Source organism: Streptomyces sp. P17 (assembly GCF_032436805.1).
GTDB lineage: Bacteria > Actinomycetota > Actinomycetes > Streptomycetales > Streptomycetaceae > Streptomyces.
The window spans coordinates 35,831-53,097 of record NZ_JAVRBF010000040.1 but is presented as its reverse complement, the minus strand read 5'-3'; the positions used below and the strand labels follow the sequence as shown (position 1 = coordinate 53,097).

12 protein-coding genes and 1 pseudogene are annotated in these 17,267 nt (G+C 72.2%); 10 read left to right on the top strand and 3 right to left on the bottom strand.

Annotated elements, in window-relative coordinates; all coding sequences use genetic code 11:
- Positions 1-35 precede the first annotated feature (35 nt).
- The 7 genes from RMT89_RS25075 to RMT89_RS25045 all read left to right on the top strand — a co-directional run bounded on the left by RMT89_RS25075 (position 36) and on the right by RMT89_RS25045 (position 10,256).
- The gene (locus tag RMT89_RS25075) at positions 36-2,954 is read left to right on the top strand and encodes an AAA family ATPase (protein WP_399498480.1); all 2,919 of its coding nucleotides are present in this window, start codon (positions 36-38) and stop codon (positions 2,952-2,954) included.
- A gap of 126 nt (positions 2,955-3,080) precedes the next feature.
- Positions 3,081-4,268, top strand: a complete 1,188-nt coding sequence (locus tag RMT89_RS25070; RefSeq protein WP_315886043.1) for a serine hydrolase domain-containing protein — start codon at positions 3,081-3,083, stop codon at positions 4,266-4,268.
- 87 nt (positions 4,269-4,355) lie between these two features.
- A complete protein-coding gene (locus RMT89_RS25065) occupies positions 4,356-5,603 on the top strand; it encodes a CAP domain-containing protein (RefSeq protein ID WP_315886042.1) in 1,248 nt (415 codons plus the stop codon).
- Between the two features lie 55 nt (positions 5,604-5,658).
- Complete coding sequence (locus tag RMT89_RS25060; RefSeq protein WP_315886041.1) at positions 5,659-6,336, top strand: AIM24 family protein; 678 nt, start codon at positions 5,659-5,661, stop codon at positions 6,334-6,336.
- Between the two features lie 177 nt (positions 6,337-6,513).
- Positions 6,514-7,548, top strand: a complete 1,035-nt coding sequence (locus RMT89_RS25055; protein ID WP_315886079.1) for a tetratricopeptide repeat protein — start codon at positions 6,514-6,516, stop codon at positions 7,546-7,548.
- Between the two features lie 23 nt (positions 7,549-7,571).
- The gene (locus RMT89_RS25050) at positions 7,572-8,600 is read left to right on the top strand and encodes a polyprenyl synthetase family protein (RefSeq protein WP_315886078.1); all 1,029 of its coding nucleotides are present in this window, start codon (positions 7,572-7,574) and stop codon (positions 8,598-8,600) included.
- Between the two features lie 132 nt (positions 8,601-8,732).
- Positions 8,733-10,256, top strand: a complete 1,524-nt coding sequence (locus RMT89_RS25045) for a serine/threonine-protein kinase (RefSeq protein ID WP_315886077.1) — start codon at positions 8,733-8,735, stop codon at positions 10,254-10,256.
- Here RMT89_RS25045 and RMT89_RS25040 read toward each other — a convergent pair.
- Positions 10,248-11,648, bottom strand: coding sequence for a serine hydrolase domain-containing protein (locus RMT89_RS25040; protein WP_315886040.1), 1,401 nt, complete (start codon positions 11,646-11,648; stop codon positions 10,248-10,250). The genes RMT89_RS25045 and RMT89_RS25040 overlap by 9 nt on opposite strands.
- A 58-nt stretch (positions 11,649-11,706) precedes the next feature.
- On the opposite strand from RMT89_RS25040, the gene RMT89_RS25035 reads away from it, so the two are divergent.
- The 3 genes and pseudogenes from RMT89_RS25035 to RMT89_RS25025 form a co-directional block, all read left to right on the top strand.
- On the top strand, positions 11,707-12,678 hold the full coding sequence (locus RMT89_RS25035; RefSeq protein WP_315886039.1) for an LLM class F420-dependent oxidoreductase: 972 nt from the start codon (positions 11,707-11,709) through the stop codon (positions 12,676-12,678).
- 91 nt (positions 12,679-12,769) lie between these two features.
- Complete coding sequence (locus RMT89_RS25030; RefSeq protein ID WP_315886038.1) at positions 12,770-13,801, top strand: hypothetical protein; 1,032 nt, start codon at positions 12,770-12,772, stop codon at positions 13,799-13,801.
- 249 nt (positions 13,802-14,050) lie between these two features.
- Positions 14,051-14,161 (top strand): annotated as a pseudogene (locus RMT89_RS25025) (DUF2238 domain-containing protein); the annotation flags it as partial.
- Positions 14,162-14,188: 27 nt separating this feature from the next.
- On the opposite strand, the gene RMT89_RS25020 reads toward RMT89_RS25025, so the two are convergent.
- Entirely contained in the window at positions 14,189-14,680 is a 492-nt protein-coding gene (locus RMT89_RS25020; protein WP_315886037.1) for a DUF6328 family protein, read from the bottom strand.
- 88 nt (positions 14,681-14,768) lie between these two features.
- Positions 14,769-17,084 (bottom strand): beta-L-arabinofuranosidase domain-containing protein, encoded by a 2,316-nt coding sequence (locus RMT89_RS25015; RefSeq protein WP_315886036.1) that lies wholly within the window; start codon positions 17,082-17,084, stop codon positions 14,769-14,771.
- Positions 17,085-17,267 lie beyond the last annotated feature (183 nt).

Sequence of the window (17,267 nt, the reverse complement as noted above, 5' to 3'; positions counted from 1 at the left end):
GACCGGCGTGGCAGGATTGGCAAGTGACGCAGACCATGTCCCCCGCACCTCTCGTCGGCCGCGACCAGGAGCTTGCCCGGCTCCTCGGTGTGCTTGAGCGCGCCCGCGCGGGTGAGGCTCGGGCCGTGCTGGTCGCCGGGGATGCCGGAGTCGGCAAGACCCGGGTGCTGGACGAGGTCGCCTCGCGCGCCGCGACGGACGGGATGACCGTCCTCAGCGGCCACTGTGTCGATCTCGGGGACGTCGGTCTGCCGTATCTGCCTTTCACCGAGGTGCTCGGCTCGCTCGCCGCGGATCCCCGCTTCGCCGACGTGCTCGCGGGGCATCCGGTGGTCGACCGGATGCTGGGCGGGGGGACGGACACCGCGCGGGACTCACGGCTGCGGCTGTTCGAGGGCATGGCCGCGCTGCTGACGGACCTGGCGGACACAGCCCCGCTGCTGCTTGTGCTGGAGGACCTGCACTGGGCCGACCAGTCCTCCCGGGATCTGCTGCGGTTCCTGCTCAGCCGGGGTGCGCTGCAGCGGTCGGCGGGCGGGGTCGCGGTACTGGCCTCCTACCGCGCGGACGATCTGCACCGGCGCCATCCCTTGCGCCCGCTGCTGGCGGAGCTCGTACGGCTGCCCGCGGTGGAGCGGCTCGAACTGCGGCCGCTCGCCGACGCCGAGGTGACCCGGCTGGTGCGGTCCCTGGAGGAACGGCCGCTGCCGGACACCACGGTCCGCCGGATCGTCGAGCGGGCCGAGGGCAACGCCTTCTACGCCGAGGAGCTCCTCGCGGCCACGGACACCGAGGCCGGCGGTGTGCCGAGCGGCCTCGCCGATGTCCTGCTGATCCGCTTCGAGCAATTGTCCGACACCGCCCAGCAGGTGCTGCGCACCGCCGCGGTCGCCGGGCGGCGCGTCGAGCACGACCTGCTGAGGGAGGCCGCGGGCCTGCCCGAGGACGAGCTGGAGTCGGCGCTGCGCGAGGCCCTGGGGCGCCAGCTGCTGGTCCCGGGGGACAGCGACACGTACTCCTTCCGCCACGCCCTGGCGCGCGAGGCGGTGTACGCCGATCTGCTGCCGGGCGAACGGGCCCGGCTGCACGGCGCGTTCGCCCGGCTGCTCGCCGGCCGGCCCCGGCGCGCCGAGACCGCCGCCGAGCGCGCCCACCACTACCGCGAGAGCCATGACCTCGCCGAGGCGCTCACCGCCTCGCTGGAGGCCGCCGACCATGCCCGCCGGGTCGGCGCGCCCGCCGAGGAGCTACGGCATCTGGAGGCCGCGCTCGATCTGTGGCCGGCGGTGGAGGCATCCGCGCGGCCCTCGGGCGAGGGCAGCGACCGGGTGACGCTCACCCTGCGTGCCTCCTCGGCGGCGGCGCACGCCGGTGAGGCGCATCGCGCGGTCGCGCTGACCCGGTCCGCGCTGGCGGGCGTCGACCAGGACGAGAACTCCGAGCTGGCCGCCCGGGTCCGCTACACCCTCGCGGGCAATCTGATGAGCGTCGACAACCTGAGCGCGGCCTACGCCCACAGCAGCGAGGCGCTCGCCCTGATCCCCGCCGAGCCTCCCTCGCCGACGTGGGTGTGGGCGGCCGCCACTCATGTCCTGGCGGCACGTCAGGTCGGCGAGAACGACACGGCGTTGCGGGTGGCCCGCGAGGCGCTGGCCGTCGCCGAGCGGCTGGAGGTGGCGGACGCCCGCGCCGACCTGCTCATCTCCCTGGCGATCCTGGAAGGCGACGGCCGGCGCAGCCCCGAGGGCCGGGAGCGGCTGCGCGAGGCCCGCGATCTGGCGCGGACTTCGGGCAACGCGCCGGTGGAGCTACGCGCCCTGCTCCACTTCGCCATGGGCAGTTATGAGGCGGGCGAGCTGGAGGAGTGCCTGCCGTGGCTGACCGAGGGTCTCGAACGCGCTCGCCGCGCCGGGCTGCTGTCCTCGACGTATCCGATGGAGATGCGCTATCTCCGGCTGCTGGTGCTGTACACGCTGGGCCGCTGGGACGAGTGCGTGCGGGCCGCGGCGAGCGACAGCGGCGTGCTGCCGACGGCGGGCGGGTACACGTCCGGGCCCGCCTGGTACGTGTCCCTGGCTCGCGGTGATCTGAAGGCCGCCGGCCGGGCCCGGGCGCTGCTGGAGGGGCCGTTCGACTGGATGGGCACGCTGGTCGCGGGCATCGTGCTGACCGACGCCGCCGCGCTGGCGGGCGAGCCGGAGGCGGCGGTGGAGCGGGTGCGGTCCACGGTCGCGGCGCTCACCGACGACGCGGGCTTCCGCCCCGATGTGACGGTGCGGCTCGCCGCTCTCGCGCTGTCCGCCGTGGCCGACCGGGCCGCCGAGCTGCGACGCAGCGGCGACGAGGCCGGGGCCAGGCGCTGGGCGGACACCGCGACGGAGCTGATGGAGCTGGCGCGGGACTCGGCCGAACACAGCGCGGACCGGGCGCCGCAGGGACCGGAGGGCATGGCGTGGCTGGCCCGCGCCGAGGCCGAGTGGCTGCGGGCGACTTCGGGGCCCGACGCGGAGGCCTGGACCAAGGCGGTGGCCGCGTTCGGCTACGGCGACGCCTACGAGCTGGCGCGCTGCCGGCTCCGGTATGCCGAGGCCCTGTTGACGGCCGAGCGGCGAAAGGAGGCGGCCGTCGAGGCGGCCGCGGTACGGGAGACCGCCGCGCGGCTCGGCGCGCTGCCGCTGCTGGAGCGGGCGGACGCGCTGATCCGCCGGGGCCAGCTGTCGCACACGCAGGACCGCACCTCGCCGCTGACCGCCCGGGAGCAGGATGTGCTGCGGCTGCTGGCCCGTGGGCGCAGCAACCGGCAGATCGGCGAGGAGCTGTTCATCAGCGGCAAGACGGCGAGCGTCCATGTCTCCAACATCCTCGCCAAGCTGGGGGCGGCGAGCCGTGGCGAGGCGGTGGCCATCGCCTACCGCGAGGGCCTGATCGCACCGGAGCCGACGTCGTCCGGCTGAGCGTGCGCCCGCCTCATATGGGTGAGCCATGCCCGCGTAAGTCCTGAATGACCATCTTTTCTTCTCTTCCTGGCACTACTGTGCGTCGCCGTGACGGTGTGTCAGAAGGAATGGGAGAGGACTCGGATGGTCTCAGCAACGGTGGGCAGGGCTACGGCGTTGGGGACAACGGTCCTCGTCTCCCTCCTGGCGGTCCCGGCGCACGCGGCACCCCAGGAACCCGCGCCCGACCTCACCGCCCTGCGCGGCGTCCTGCGCACGGCGATGCAGCAGGGCGCGCCCGGAGCGATGGCCCGCATCGACGACCGCGGCACGGTCTCCAAGACGGCCGTGGGCATCGCCGACCGGAAGACACTGCGCGCTCTCGGCACCACCGACCGCTTCCGCATCGGCAGTGTCACCAAGACCTTCTCCGCCGTCGTCCTGCTGCAACTGGTCGACGAGAAGAAGCTGAAGCTCGACGCCCCGGTCAACCGCTATCTGCCCGGGCTGCTGCCCGACGACCGGATCACCGTGCGCCATGTGCTGAGCCACCGCAGTGGCCTGTACGACTACACCAACGACATGTTCGCGAAGACGGTTCCCGGCTTCGAGGCGGTCCGCACCAAGGTCTTCACGTTCCGGCAGCTGATGGAGCGCTCCCTGGCCAAGCCGCGCACCACCGCGCCGGGCGGCGCCTACACGTACTCCAACACCAACTTCGTCGTCGCCGGAATGCTCATCAAGAAGCTGACCGGGAACTCCCTGCACACCGAGTACGAGAACCGGATCATCAAGCCGCTGAAGCTCAGCGACACCTTCTACGTCCATCCCGGCACGAAGATCCCGGGCCGGCACGCCCGCGGCTACCTCACCCCGGACACGCCCGGCGCGGCACTGGTCGACGCCACGGAGCAGACGGTCTCGTGGGCGCAGAGCGCGGGCGCCGTCATTTCCAGCGCGCGGGACCTCAACACCTTTCTGTCGGCGCTGCTCGGCGGCAGGCTGACCTCGGCCGCGCAACTGGCGCAGATGGAGCGGTGGGTGCCGGCGGGCTCCGGTCAGGCGTACGGACTCGGACTGCGGCGCCGGGATCTGTCGTGCGGTGTGTCGGTGTACGGGCACACGGGTGCCGTCCAGGGCTTCTACACCTACGCGTTCGCCTCCAAGGACGGCCGGCGCAGCCTGACGGCGCTCGCCAACACCTCCAACAACGGCTCGGTGCACACCACCATGCTCGGGACGCTGGAGTCGGCGTTCTGCGGCAGGAAGGCGAAGGCGCCGCGCGGTTCCTCGACCGGCGAGCGGATCGATCCGGGCGCCCTCCTGCGCTGAGTCGGCGGGGCGGGAACCCTCGCGGTGGGGCGCACGTTTTCCGGACATCTCCCACCGGAACGCGTACGACGACACCAGGACGGCCCGATGAGCGAGTTGGTCCCCGGGGGCAATGTGCCCCTTCCGGGCGGCGCCGTGGCCGTCCGGGTGCCCGGCCCCTTCGATATGTCCGCGCTCATCACGGACGAGGGTGGCAAGGTGCGCGGCGACGGCGACTTCGTGTTCTACAACCAGCCGGCCGCCCCGGGCGCGCGGCTGCACGGCGACACACTCACCGTCGACCCGGCGCGGCTGCGCGCGGGCGCCACCCGGGTCACGGTCGTCATCAGCCCGGCCGACCCCGGCACCTCCCTCGGCGCCCTGCCCGCTCCCATGCTCCATGTCACCGGCCCGGGCGGCCGCACCCTGGCCCGGTTCGGTCCACCGCGCCCCCGGCAGGAGACGGTGCTGCTGCTCGCGGAGCTCTACCGGCGCGGCGGCGGCTGGAAGCTGCGGGCCCTGGGCCAGGGGTACGCGGACGGGCTGGCGGGCCTCGCCCGTGACTTCGGGGTGGAGGTCACCCTGGACGCACCCGTCGAGCCGGACGGCTTCGCAGGGCTCATCAACTCCGCTCGGGCATCGGCCGGCTCACCACCGATAGCCCTGGACGCCCGCCTGACCTCCGCCGCGCGGGACCATGCCACCGCCATGGCGGCGAGCGGCCGCCTGAACGGGGCGGGCCTCTACCCGCGCGTCACCGCCACCGGATACACGTATCTGACCGTCGGGGAGCACCTGGTGTCCGGCCCCCGCTCTCCCGCCGAGTTCGTCGACTACTGTCTGCGCTCCGACCGCTCCCGGCGCACCCTCCTCGACCCGGTCTTCGTCCATGCCGGACTGGCCCAGGTTCCCGCCCGCTCCGGCGAGGTCTACTGGACGGCGCTGTGGGCCCGCCCGTTCACCCCCGCGGATCTGGCCCGGACCGCCACGGAGGTCGTGGAGCTCACCAACCGGGAGCGGGCCAGGGCCGGTCTGTCCCCGCTCGCCGTCGACCCCGTCCTCACCACCGCCGCGCAGGCGCACAGCGCGGACATGGTCGCGCGGGCCTTCTACGCCCACACCTCGCCCGAGGGCAGCCGGCCCTGGGACCGGGCGGCCGCGGCGGGCTCCCGGCGGCGCTCCATCGGCGAGAACATAGCCTGCGGCCAGCGCTCCCCCGCCGAGGTCGTGCTGGGGTGGATGAACAGCCCGGGCCACCGCGCCAACATCCTCAAGCGCGACTTCACCCACATCGGCATCGGCTTCGCGGGCGGCGGCGAAGCAGGCACGTACTGGACCCAGCTCTTCGGCGCCTGACGCGGGGTGCCGCGCGATCTAGGCGGAAGGACATCGTCCGCGGCACGATGCCCTCATGAAGGGTGACCTGTTTTCCAGCGAGCACATGGTCCAGCCCGCCACGGCGCCGGGCATGACAGTCGAGAACGCCAAGTGCATCAGATACGCGGTGAGCGGCGAGATGCTGGCCCGCCAGGGCGCGATGATCGCCTATCGGGGCAATCTCCAGTTCGAGCGCAAGGGCCAGGGCGTGGGCGGGATGCTCAAGCGCGCGGCCACCGGGGAGGGGTTGCCGCTGATGGCGGTGCGCGGGCAGGGCGAGGCCTGGTTCGCGCACGAGGCGCAGAACTGCTTCGTCGTCGAGCTCGACCCCGGCGACGAGTTCACCGTCAACGGCCGTAACGTCCTGTGCTTCGACGCGTCGCTGTCGTACCGGATCGCAACCGTGAAGGGGGCCGGTATCACCGGCGGCGGCCTGTTCAACAGTGTGTTCACCGGGCAGGGCCGGCTGGGCCTGGTCTGCGAGGGCAATCCGTTGGTGATCCCGGTGTCGGCGCAGTATCCGGTCTACGTCGACACCGACGCGGTCGTCGGCTGGAGCGCGGGCCTGGGGACCTCGCTGCACCGGTCGCAGTCCATCGGGTCGATGCTGCGCGGCGGCTCCGGGGAGGCCGTCCAGCTGATGCTGAGCGGTGAGGGCTATGTCGTCGTACGGCCGAGCGAGGCGACACCCCCGAAGGCCCAGCAGCACTGACGTCCCGTGAGGTGATCTGCGCCTCACGGGCAACCCTGTCGGCTCCGTCCACGTCTTGATCGACAACAGATCACACCGCCCTGGTCCCTCGGGGGCCAGGGCTGGTTTACGACGCCCTATACACGCCATGTATACGCTCAAGGTATAGATGGGGTGTATACGGACCGAAAGGCATCCATGTACGGCAAGGCTTTCGCCCCGGAGTACCAGGGCGCCCTGACCACCCTGTCCGTGAACTCCTCCCTCACCGACGTCCTGGCAGCCGGCACCGAGGAGTTGCGGTCCGCCGAGCGGACCGGGCGGCACCGCGAGGCGGCGCGCTCCGGGCTCGCCGTCGCCGAGGCACACCGGCGGCTGGGGCAGATCGGGGAGGCGGACCGGGCGTGGAAGGCGAGCTACCGCGCCGCCCGCCAGGCAGGGGACACGGCGGCGATGGCCTGGGCGCTGTGGAGCGGCGGCACCCTGGCCCGGCAGCGCGGTGAATTCCCGCTGGCCCGGCGCCTCCTCCAACTCGCCGCCGACCTCGGCGAGCGCGGCGGTGACATCGTCGTCCGCGGGTACTCGCTGGCCGGCCTCGCCGAGACCGGCCGGATCCAGGGCGACTACGAGGCCGTCGCCCGGCTGCACGAGCAACTGCTGGCCGAGGCCCGGCGGCGCGGCGAGGCCCGGCACACGGTCTGGGCACTGGAGGGCATCGCGCAGATCCACCGCAACACCGGCTCCTTCGACACCGCCTACGCCCTGTTCGAGGAGGCGGCCGAGATCGCCGCCCGCGCCGACGACCGGCGCGGGCACGCCTGGGCGCTGCGCGGACTCGCCGACATCGTCTCGGTCCGCGACGGGGACACCGGGCGGGCACTCGAGCTGCTGTCCGAGGCGGAGGCGACCTGCCGGGCGATGAACCTCTCCAGCGCGCTCGCCTACAACCACAAGATGCGCGGCAACGTCCTGTACCGCGCCGGTCGTTACGCCGAGGCCCGGGAGCTGTACGAGCGGGCGCTCGCCGAGTTCCGTGCCATGAGCGAGCCGCGCGGGCAGGCTCTGGCCCGTCTGGGCCTGACCAAGTGCAGGGCCCGGCTGGGCCGGGACCACTCGGAGACGGCGGCCGAACTGGCGGAACTGGCAGGGACGCTGGACCGGATCGGCCTCAAGCACGCCCGGGAGATGGTGGCCCGGGCCCAGGAGGAGCTCGGCACGGAGGCCGTACGGTGACGGTCTTCTCCTCGACGGCGCCGGTGACCGGCGTCCACGTCTCGACGGCGCCGCTGACCGGCGTCCACGTCCTGGACCGCTGCCGGGAGTTGGTCCGTCCCGTGCTCTGCGAGGCGGTGGGGCGGCTGCATCCCTGGGTGGGTGAGATGGCCGCGTACTCCTTCGGCTGGTCCGAGGTGGGCGGCGCCCCCGTCGCCGCCACCGGAGGCAAGGGGGTTCGGCAGGCGCTGGCCGTGCTCGGCGCCGAGGCGGTGGGCGGCCCCACCGAGGCCGGGACGACCGCGGCGGTGGCCGTGGAACTGGTGCACGCCTTCTCGCTGCTGCACGACGACATCATGGACGGCGACACGGCCCGCCGCCGGCGCCCCACGGTGTGGAAGGCGTACGGCACCGGCCCGGCCGTGCTCGCGGGTGACGCCCTGTTCGCGCTGGCCGTCGAGACGCTCGCCGCGGCACCCGGGGGCGGCGGCCCCGTGCGGCTGCTGTCCGTGGCGCTCGGCGATCTGGTGCGCGGGCAGGCCGACGACCTGCTGTTCGCGACCCGCCCCTGGACGGGACCGGAGCGGGTGCGGCCCGAGGAGTACCGGGCGATGGCCGAGCACAAGACGGGCGCGCTGCTGGGCTGTGCGGCCGCGCTGGGTGCCGCGCTCGGTGGGGCGCCGTCCACGACGGTCGCCGCGCTGGACCGGGCCGGACGGGACCTCGGCATCGCCTTCCAGATCGTCGACGACGTCCTCGGCATCTGGGGCGACCCCGCGGTCACCGGCAAGCCCGTCCACGGCGATCTGCGGGAACGCAAGAAGACGTTCCCGGTGCTGGTCGCGCTCGACTCGCCCGTGGCCCGGCGCCTGGCCGAACTCCTGGAATCCGGCGAGGATTCCGGCCGCGCGGCCGCGCTGATCGAGGAGGCCGGCGGCCGGTCGGCCGCACTGCGCGAGGCCCGGCGCCGGATCGGCGAGGCGGAGGCCGCCCTGGACGCCGTACCTCTGGAAGCGGGCGCGGCCGGGGAGTTGCGGTCGCTGCTGGATTTTCTGGTGCGGCGCGACCTCTGATACGGGTGTTCGGCTCGCCAGGTGAACAATCGGGAATCGGCGCATCTGGGCCGGCGCATCCTTGAACACACCACGTCGCACCCGCCGTACCTCTGGGAAAGGTGAGAGCCAGGGGTTCAGCGAGGGATGACCATGGTCAAGGCGCACGTCTCCACACCCGTGTTGGTCGCCGGGAGATTCCGGCTCGTCGAGGTCGTCAGCCGGGAGACCAACCACGTCTGCTGGTACGGCGAGGACATCGGGGTGGAGCGGCCCGTCCTGGTCACCCAGATCGGGCTGCCGGAGGTTCCGGACGCGGAGGAGGCGCGTCGGATCGCCGCGCGTGTCATCCGCACCTCCGAGCGGATGGCACTGATGCCGGCCGGCCGGGTGGCCGAAGTCGTCGACGTCGTCCAGGAGTCGGGCACGCTCTGGGTGGTCACCCGGTGGATCGACGGTGTGCCACTGAGCGAACTCCTCGCCCAGCAAGGCACGTTGAACTATGTCCGGGCCGCGCGCATCGGTCTGGAACTGCTCGACATCCTGGAGGCCGCGCACGGACAGGGCATCACGCACGGCGAACTCAGCCCCGCCCAGGTGTTCGTGCGCGACGAGGGTTCTGTCGTGGTCACCGGCTTCGGACTGGCCGGCGCCACCGTCGTACCCCGGCTGTCCGCCCCCGCCTACGCCTCCCCCGAGCAGGCACGCGACGAGCCCCTCGGACCGGCCACCGACATGTGGACCCTGGGCGCGCTGCTCTACACCATGCTGGAGGGACGCCCGCCCTTCCGGGACCGGGGGCGGCCGGAGGCCACGCTGAAGGGTGTGGACCGGCTGCCGCTGCGCACCCCGGTGCGTGCCGGGCCGCTCACCCAGGCCGTACAGGGCCTGTTGCGCAAGGACCCCGTGGAGCGGCTGCCCCGTCCGGTGGTCCGCGAGGCCCTGGTCCGCACGCTCGACGAGGAGACCGCGGTGGCGATGCCCAGCCCCCGGCTGCGCGGCCGTTTCGTGCACTGCCCGGGCTGGAGCAACCGCACGATGATCGCCGGGACCGCCCTGGCCGTCGTCACCGTCGCGGTCGCCGTCCTCGCGGTGACCGACCGGCTGCCGGGCGGCTCCGACTCCCCCGCCGCCGCCCCGAAGCCCGCCCCGACTCCGTCCGCCACCGCGTCCGCCGCACCCAGCCCCTCGGCCACGCCGACCCCCACCCCCACGGAATCGCCCTTCCGCCGCTACGACTCCCCCGAGGGCTTCTCCGTCACGCTCCCGGAGGGCTGGCAGGCGCTGAGCACCAACCGGGTCTCGGATCTGGCGTACCGCGTGGTGCTCGGTGCGGAGGGTGATCCGCGCACGCTCACCGTCACCTACAGCGAGCGGGTGGGGCCCGATCCCGTCGACGTCTGGCGGGAAGTGGAGCCCGGTCTGAAGCAGGCCGGCGGCTACCGGAGGATCGGTGAGATCCGGGCGACGACGTACCGGGGCCGGGAGGCCGCCGAGATGGAGTGGCTCGCCGACGCGGACGGCACGCGGGTGCGCACCTTCGGCCGGGGCTACCTCATCGGGGGCGGCCGCGGCTACTCGCTGCGCTGGACGGCGGCCGCGGCCGACTGGGACGACCCCGACAACCGCGAGGCCCTGGCCACCGCCCTGCGCACCTTCCAGGAGCCGTCAGTCTGACCGGCGGGGCGCGCCCATCGCGCGCAGCGGCCTGGGATGCAGGGGCTGGGTGCGCCAGCGTGCCACGCACGTGCGGTCCGGCAGCGAGCAGGTCACGGCGAGCCGGTGGGGCGTCTCCAGGAAGAGCACGTCCACCTCCAGCGTGTCGGCGTCGGTCCACCCCCCGCTCACCGCGGTGGGGACCGGCTCCTCGGTGACGCTCCAGCCGCTCTCCGCGAGCCGCAGTTCCAGCCGGTGACCGTCCTCGACGAGGGTCAGACAGTGCCCGTCCGGATCCGCGGTGACCTCCGCGGAGATCCCGTGGGAGCCGAAGGTGACGGCGGTCCACTCCTCCGGCGCGGACTTGCTCTCGGCCGGCGCCAGCGCGAGCCCGGCCAGCCGCTCTGCCAGGGCCGTGTCCGCTCCCTCCGCGCCGGGCAGTGGCGCGGGACCGAAGGCGGGCAGCAGATGCGTCCAGACCAGCTCCAGCATCCGCTGCATCTCCACGGTGGCCGCTGTCGTGGCGATCACCGCGTCGTGCTCGGGCAGCACCAGACAGAACTGGCCGTAGGCGCCGTCACCGCGGTAGCCGTGCCGCGACATCCAGAACTGCAGGCCATAGCCCTGCCGCCAGTCCTCGCCGCCCATCGGTCCCTGATCGTTGGCCGTGTGCAGGCGGGTGGCCTCCGCCACCCAGGATTCGGGCAGCACCCGCCGCCCGTCCCATATCCCGCCGCCCAGATACAGCTGCCCCAGCCGGGCGATCGCGTCCGTGGTGGCGTGCAGCCCGCTGAAGCCCAGGTCGTGGCCGGACCGGTCGCGCAGCCACACCACCTCGCCGATGCCGATCGGGTCGAAGAGCCGGGGGCGCAGATAGTCGGTGAGCGACTGGCCGGTGACGCGCTGGACGATCCTGGCGAGGGTGTACGTGGTGGGCTGGTTGTACGCGAAGACGGTCCCCGGATCACGCTCCGGCGGGATCCGCAGGAACCCCCGCACCAGCTCGTCGGGGTCCAGGGCACGGGCCCGGTCGAGGGTCTCGGCCTCGTGTCCGCTGGCCATCGACGCAATGTGCCGCACCAGCATCGCGCGGCTGCGCGGGTCGGTGACATCGGCATCGAACTCGGGGAAGTACGAGATCACCGGGTCGTCGAGGCGCAGCAGCCCCTCGGCGACGGCGAACCCGGCCGCGGTGGACGTGAAGCTCTTGCTGAGGGAGTACAGCAGCTGCGGGCGCTCGGCGGTGTACGGCGCCCACCAGCCGGACGCCACGAGCTTGCCGTGCCGCATGATCATGAGGCTGTGCGGCTCTATGGCGGGGTCGGCTTCGAGGGCGTCGAGGAAGGCGAGCACACCGGATGCGTCGACGCCCTGGGACGCGGGCGTGCTGGAGGGCAGTACGCGAGTTGTCATGACGGCATCCATACCCACCAGGCCGTTTTCCCGTGCCCGGACCGGGGACTCGGGCCGTATGGTGCAAATCGGATACACGATGATGACCGAACAAGCCGGCCCCCGTGACCTCGTCGACCACGTGGTGGGCGCCGAAGAGGCGGGCTTCGATTTCTCGGTGACCTCGGACCACTACTTTCCGTGGCTGCGCTCGCAGGGTCACTCGCCGTACGCGTGGACCGTGCTCGGCGCGGCCGCTCAGGCGACCCGGCGGATTCCGCTGATGACCTATGTGACGTGTCCGACCTTCCGCTACCACCCGGCGGTGGTCGCGCAGAAGGCCGCGACGACGCAGCTGCTGTCCGACGGCCGCTTCCGTCTCGGGCTCGGCTCCGGGGAGAACCTCAACGAGCATGTGGTGGGCGGTGGTTGGCCGTCCGTCGATGTGCGGCACGAGATGCTGGAGGAGGCGATCGGAATCATCCGGGCGCTCTTCGACGGCGGCCATGTCACCCATCACGGCGCCCACTACGACGTGGACTCGGCCCGTCTGTGGGACCTGCCCGAGCAGCCGCCGCCGATCGGTGTCGCCGTCTCCGGCGAGCAGTCCTGCTCGCTCGCGGGCCGGCTGGCGGACCTGGTGATCGCCACCGAGCCGAAGGCGGGCCTGCTGGAGGCCTTCGACCGGCACGGCGGCCAGGGCAAGCCGCGCGTCGGCCAGTTGCCGGTCTGCTACGACCCCGACCGGGACACCGCACTCAAGCGCGCCCACGCGCAGTTCCGCTGGTTCGGCGGTGGCTGGAAGGTCAACTCGGAGCTGCCGCACCCGGATTCCTTCGAGTCGGCCACCCAGTTCGTCACTCCGGACGATGTCGCCGCCTCCATCCCGTGCGGCGACGACCCGGACGCCTTCGTCGAGGCCGTACGGCCGTACGCGGAGGCCGGGTTCAGCGAGATCGCCCTGGTGCAGATCGGCGGGGAGTCGCAGCCGGCCTATCTCGGCTGGTCGGAGAAGACGCTGCTGCCGGCGCTGCGTGACGCCTTCGGATGACACACCTGGGGTCCGGCAAACCATCGCATGCAGGTGCATATAGGCTGCCCGTCGGTACATGTCACCCGGCCCAGCCTCAGGAGAGTCCTCCGTGACCCTGGCGTTCGTCCCCTCCGAGACGTCCCCCGCGCCGCTGTCCGACCTCGTCGCGCGGGACGCGCGTGAGTTCGGTGTGTACGCGCGCACCGGCGGGTGGGCCTTCGGCCTGATGGTGGCGCGCAGTGTGCGCCCCGGCGGGCAGGGCGCGGACGAGACGCCGAAGGTCTCGGCGAAGGAGTTCGCCGAACTCGCCGGCTGCTCGCCCGAGCGTGTCATGCGCTACTACAAGGCGTGGGACCGGGCCGCCGACGACGGTCTCGTCCCGCACTTCGAGGCGCTCCAGCCGGGCGCGGAGGTGGAGCTGCCGGACGCCGACGTCTGGCTGAGCTACTACGTCTCCCGCAACAGCGCCACCTCCGAGCGTGGCACCGCCATCGCCGAGGCCGCCGAGGCGCAGGGCATCCGGCCGACGAAGGCGCTGGAGGTCGCGGAGAACCCCACCGCCCTGCGGGCCGCGATCCTCGCGGACCACTCCACCGCCCGCGCGGCCCGCAGCGCGCTGCTCGACCGCATCAAGGAAGACCCGGAACTCCAGGCCGAGTTGGCCCGGGACGTGGTGCGCACCGACGACCTGAAGAAGGCCGTCGCCAGCGAGAGCCGGGCCGCCGACCGGATCGGCTACGTCCGGCAGATCGCGGAGTCCGGCCAGGTCAAAACACCTGCCGGGCAGACCATCGACGCGCCCGCGGGCCTCCGTCAGGAGGCCGAGCGGCATCTGTCCCTGCTCGACGAGCTGGACGAGGACGAGGACACCGGCGAGTGGGCCACCGAGGCCTACGACACCATGAAGACCCTCGTCGCCGAGACGGTGGAGGCCGACCCCGAACTCCGCGTCCAGGAACGGCGGACGAAGTTCTACAGCAGCCTGCAGAGGGCGACGAAGGTGTTCGAGGAGCTCACCTTCGACGATGTGCAGGAGTTCGTCGAGGACGACATGGTGCAGCAGCTGGAGGAGCTCCAGCAGGCCATCGCCTCGTGCATCAGCGCGCTGCGCGGCGCCAAGGGAACCGCGCCGGCCGAGTAGCCGTACTCATGCCGCCGGGGCGGCCCCCGGCCACGAGGGGACTTCCGCCGGGGCGGCCCCCGGCCACGAGGGGGGCTTCCGCCGGGGCGGCCCCCGGCCACGAGGGGGGCTTCCGCCGGGGCGGCCCCCGGCCGCGAGGGGGCTTCCGCCGGGGCGGCCCCCGGCCACGAGGGGACTTCCGCCGGGGCGGCCCCCGGCCACGATGGGGCTCCGACGACAAGGAGCCCCCGCTGTCTCCTGACGCGGCACGCGCTGGTCCTCCTGCTGGAGTGGGCGGCCGCCGTGATCGGCGGGCACGCGGCCGACGCCTTCCTCGCCACGCAGGGCGACGTCTGGCACACGCGGTGCGACATGTTCTGCACGACCGGCAGCTCTCGGCGTCGGCGGTCAGTCGTGCGACGTATAGCGGTGCCGCACCCACCACGGCAGTACGAACCAGCACAGCAAGTACCACAGGACCACGCCCGTGACCAGCCACGGCACAATGCCGTTGCGGGTGGCCACCCGCAGGATCAGCAGCAAGGACGCCGTCGTGGTGGCCAGCAGCAGCACCAGGCCGACGAAGGTCAGCCGGGACGCCCACTCCACCGCGCGCGGTTTGATGCGCCGACCGGACACCAGCCGGTGCAGGGACACGGGCCCGATCAGGGCGCCGGTGGCGGTGGCGCCCAGAACGACGGTCACGATGTAGATGGTCTGCTCCGTGTCGCCCAGATCGGCGTACGTCGGGGTGAACACCACGGTGAGCAGGAAGCCGAACAGGATCTGCACACCCATCTGGGCCACCCGGACCTCCTGGATGAGCTCGGACCACATACGGTCGGCACGCTCGTCCTCGGTCTCATCACGGCCGGAGCGTCTCTCTGTTGCCTGCGCCATGGGGTCCGGGTGACCCGGCAGTGATCGTTCAAACGGCTCTGGAGGGCCGGGTGTCCGGCCCCGTTCAGCTCTCGCCGAACAGAACCCGCTAGTTGCGCACGACGCGCCATCGATTGTCGGCCGTGCCGTCGTCCGAGTCCTGAACGGCGAAGGCGCCGACGGCGGTGGAGTCGCCCGCGATGGCGAGCAGTTTGCCGCTGTGGAGGTTGCGGATCTTGTAGGTGCCGTCGTTCTGGTCGAGCAGGGTCCACCGGTGGTCGGCGGTGCCGTTGTCCGCCCATTGCAGGACGGTCGCGTCGTCGGCGGTGGACATGTCCTGGACGCCGAGGACCTTGCCGCTGTGGGCGTTGCGGAAGCGGAAGGCGCTGCCGTCGCTGATCATTTCCCAGTTGTGGTCGGCGGTGCCGGAGTCGTGCCACTGGAGGGCGCGGCCGCCGTCGGCGGTGGACATGTCCTGGATGCCGAGTACCAGACCGCTGGCCGCGTTGACGAGGCGCACGGTGGGGGTGGTGCCGGTGTTCCAGTAGACGGTGTAGTTGTGGCCGTGGGCGTCGTGGAACGGCCCCAGGTTCACGGTGGCACCGGCCGCGGTGGCGGTGAAGGCGAGTGTGCCGGCGCTGGTCCGTCTGATCGAGGTCGTGTCCAGGGACGGCAGGGAACTGAGCGCGGTGTTGCCGTAGTTGCCGGACAGGACGACCGGGCCGTAGGTGATCGCGGCGACATTGGGGGTGTCGTTGGCCGGCCGTATGACGACCCGCATGGGGAGGCGGACGGTGACCGTGTCGCCGGAGGTCCAGGCGCGGGTGAGGGCGGCGTAGCTGCCGGGCGTGGTGGCGATGTTCTGGGTGGCGCCGTTGACGCTGACGGTGGCGCCGGTGGTCCAGCCCGGGATACGGATGCGCATCGTCCAGGTGCCGGCGGCGTTGCCCGTGACGCGCAGGGTCGTGGTGTCGCTCGCCGGGTACGAGGTGGTCTGGGTGACGGTGATGCCGCGCTGGGACCAGGTGAGGACCGAGGGGACGAACAGGTTCACCGTCAGGGTGGTGCCGGCGTGGAAGTACACGCAGTCCATCAGCCTGGTGTGCATCTCCAGGCCGGTGCCCTGGCAGCACCAGAAGGTGGTGTAGTCGGTGCTCCAGGTGCCGCCTCCCCACGCCGGGCCCGCCCCGCGACGGCCGCCGGGGTTGAGGGGGGTGAAGTAGGTGACGTGGCCGTGGGAGTCGGCCGGGTTCTGCTGGCCGATCATCTGGTTGAGCCACGCCTGCTCGTAGTAGTCGAACAGCGCGGCACGGCTCGGGTCGAGGGCGCACAGCTCCCGGGTGAGGGTGAGCATGTTGAACGTGTTGCAGCTCTCGCAGGTGTCCTGGCGCAGGTAGGCGGCGATGGCGTTGGGGGCGCGGAAGTGTTCGGCCTGGCTGTTGCCGCCGATGGCGTAGGTGTGGGTGCCGACGCAGATGTTCCAGGCGTTGGTGGCGATGTCGCGGTAGCGAGTGGTGCCGGTGGCCTTGTACTCGCGGGCGGCGCCTATCCACTTCGGCACCTGGGTGTTGGCGTGCAGGCCGTTGAGCTGGTCCTGGTTGGCGGCCAGGGGGTCGAAGACCGCGGCGTGGTCGAAACGGCGGGCGACGGTGAGCCAGCGTGCGTCGCCGGTCTGCTGGTAGAGGTCGGTCAGTACGGCGTTCATGCCGCCGAACTCGGTGCCCAGCATGGCCTGCGTCTGCGCCGCGGTCAGCCGGCCGGTGCGTGCGTCGACCCATCCCGCCAGGGCCAGCAGTACGTCGCGGGCCTGGATGTTGCCGATGAGGCGCCACACGTCCAGCAGGCCGGTGAGCGTCTTGTGGATGGTGTAGTACGGCACATTGCCGTTGCTCAGGGTGCGTTGTTCCAGGGCGGTGAAGTCGGACTCGGGGTAGCCGGAGAGATATCCGGCACCGAATCCGGCGGCGCTGTTGTTGGCCTGACACTTCGCCAGCTCCGCGACCATGTACGCCGCCTTGTCCCGGCATACGGTGTCCCCGGTCACGGCGTACAACTGGGCCCAGGCGGTGAGGAAGTGGCCCTGGACGTGGCTGCGGAAGGGGAAGTCCGGCGCGTCCCAGCCACCGCCGGGGCTCGCGCCGGCCGTGGACAGACGGTGGTTGGCGCGGAAGTTGTACAGCAGCCGTTCGACGTCGACGAACCGCAGATAGCTCGCGGCGCGGTTCTGGTTGTCCAGCCAGCGGCTCGCGCTCAGTCGGACCTGGCCGAGTTCGAAGGGATGCACCAGCGCCCCGATGTCGGACCGGACCGGCGGGACCACCGCGGCGTGGGCGGGCGTGCCGCCGAGGAGAGAACCGGTGGCGGAGGCGGCGACCGAGGCTCCGGCGGCTTGCAGGAGGCGGCGTCTGCTGAGCGGTAAGGACATCGGGTGCTCTTTCCGTGTGGGTTCGGAATATCGAACACTGTTCGCTGTGCCGACGGAACCCTAGTGAGCACGTCATACGGCGTCAACGCTGTGGACGTTTCTGGTGGCGGCGTACGGCCCCCCATGCACGAAGACCCCGCTCCCAGCGTTTCCGCTGGTGACGGGGTCTTTGGCGCTACGCTC

What these genes read in the sequence shown, in the direction of transcription:
- RMT89_RS25075 (WP_399498480.1), top strand. Translation starts at nt 36, where the DNA reads ATGTCCCCCGCACCTCTCGTCGGCCGCGACCAGGAGCTTGCCCGGCTC.
- RMT89_RS25070 (WP_315886043.1), top strand. Translation starts at nt 3,081, where the DNA reads ATGGTCTCAGCAACGGTGGGCAGGGCTACGGCGTTGGGGACAACGGTC.
- RMT89_RS25065 (WP_315886042.1), top strand. Translation starts at nt 4,356, where the DNA reads ATGAGCGAGTTGGTCCCCGGGGGCAATGTGCCCCTTCCGGGCGGCGCC.
- RMT89_RS25060 (WP_315886041.1), top strand. Translation starts at nt 5,659, where the DNA reads ATGAAGGGTGACCTGTTTTCCAGCGAGCACATGGTCCAGCCCGCCACG.
- RMT89_RS25055 (WP_315886079.1), top strand. Translation starts at nt 6,514, where the DNA reads ATGTACGGCAAGGCTTTCGCCCCGGAGTACCAGGGCGCCCTGACCACC.
- RMT89_RS25045 (WP_315886077.1), top strand. Translation starts at nt 8,733, where the DNA reads ATGGTCAAGGCGCACGTCTCCACACCCGTGTTGGTCGCCGGGAGATTC.
- RMT89_RS25040 (WP_315886040.1), bottom strand. Translation starts at nt 11,648, where the DNA reads ATGACAACTCGCGTACTGCCCTCCAGCACGCCCGCGTCCCAGGGCGTC.
- RMT89_RS25035 (WP_315886039.1), top strand. Translation starts at nt 11,707, where the DNA reads ATGGTGCAAATCGGATACACGATGATGACCGAACAAGCCGGCCCCCGT.
- RMT89_RS25020 (WP_315886037.1), bottom strand. Translation starts at nt 14,680, where the DNA reads ATGGCGCAGGCAACAGAGAGACGCTCCGGCCGTGATGAGACCGAGGAC.
- RMT89_RS25015 (WP_315886036.1), bottom strand. Translation starts at nt 17,084, where the DNA reads ATGTCCTTACCGCTCAGCAGACGCCGCCTCCTGCAAGCCGCCGGAGCC.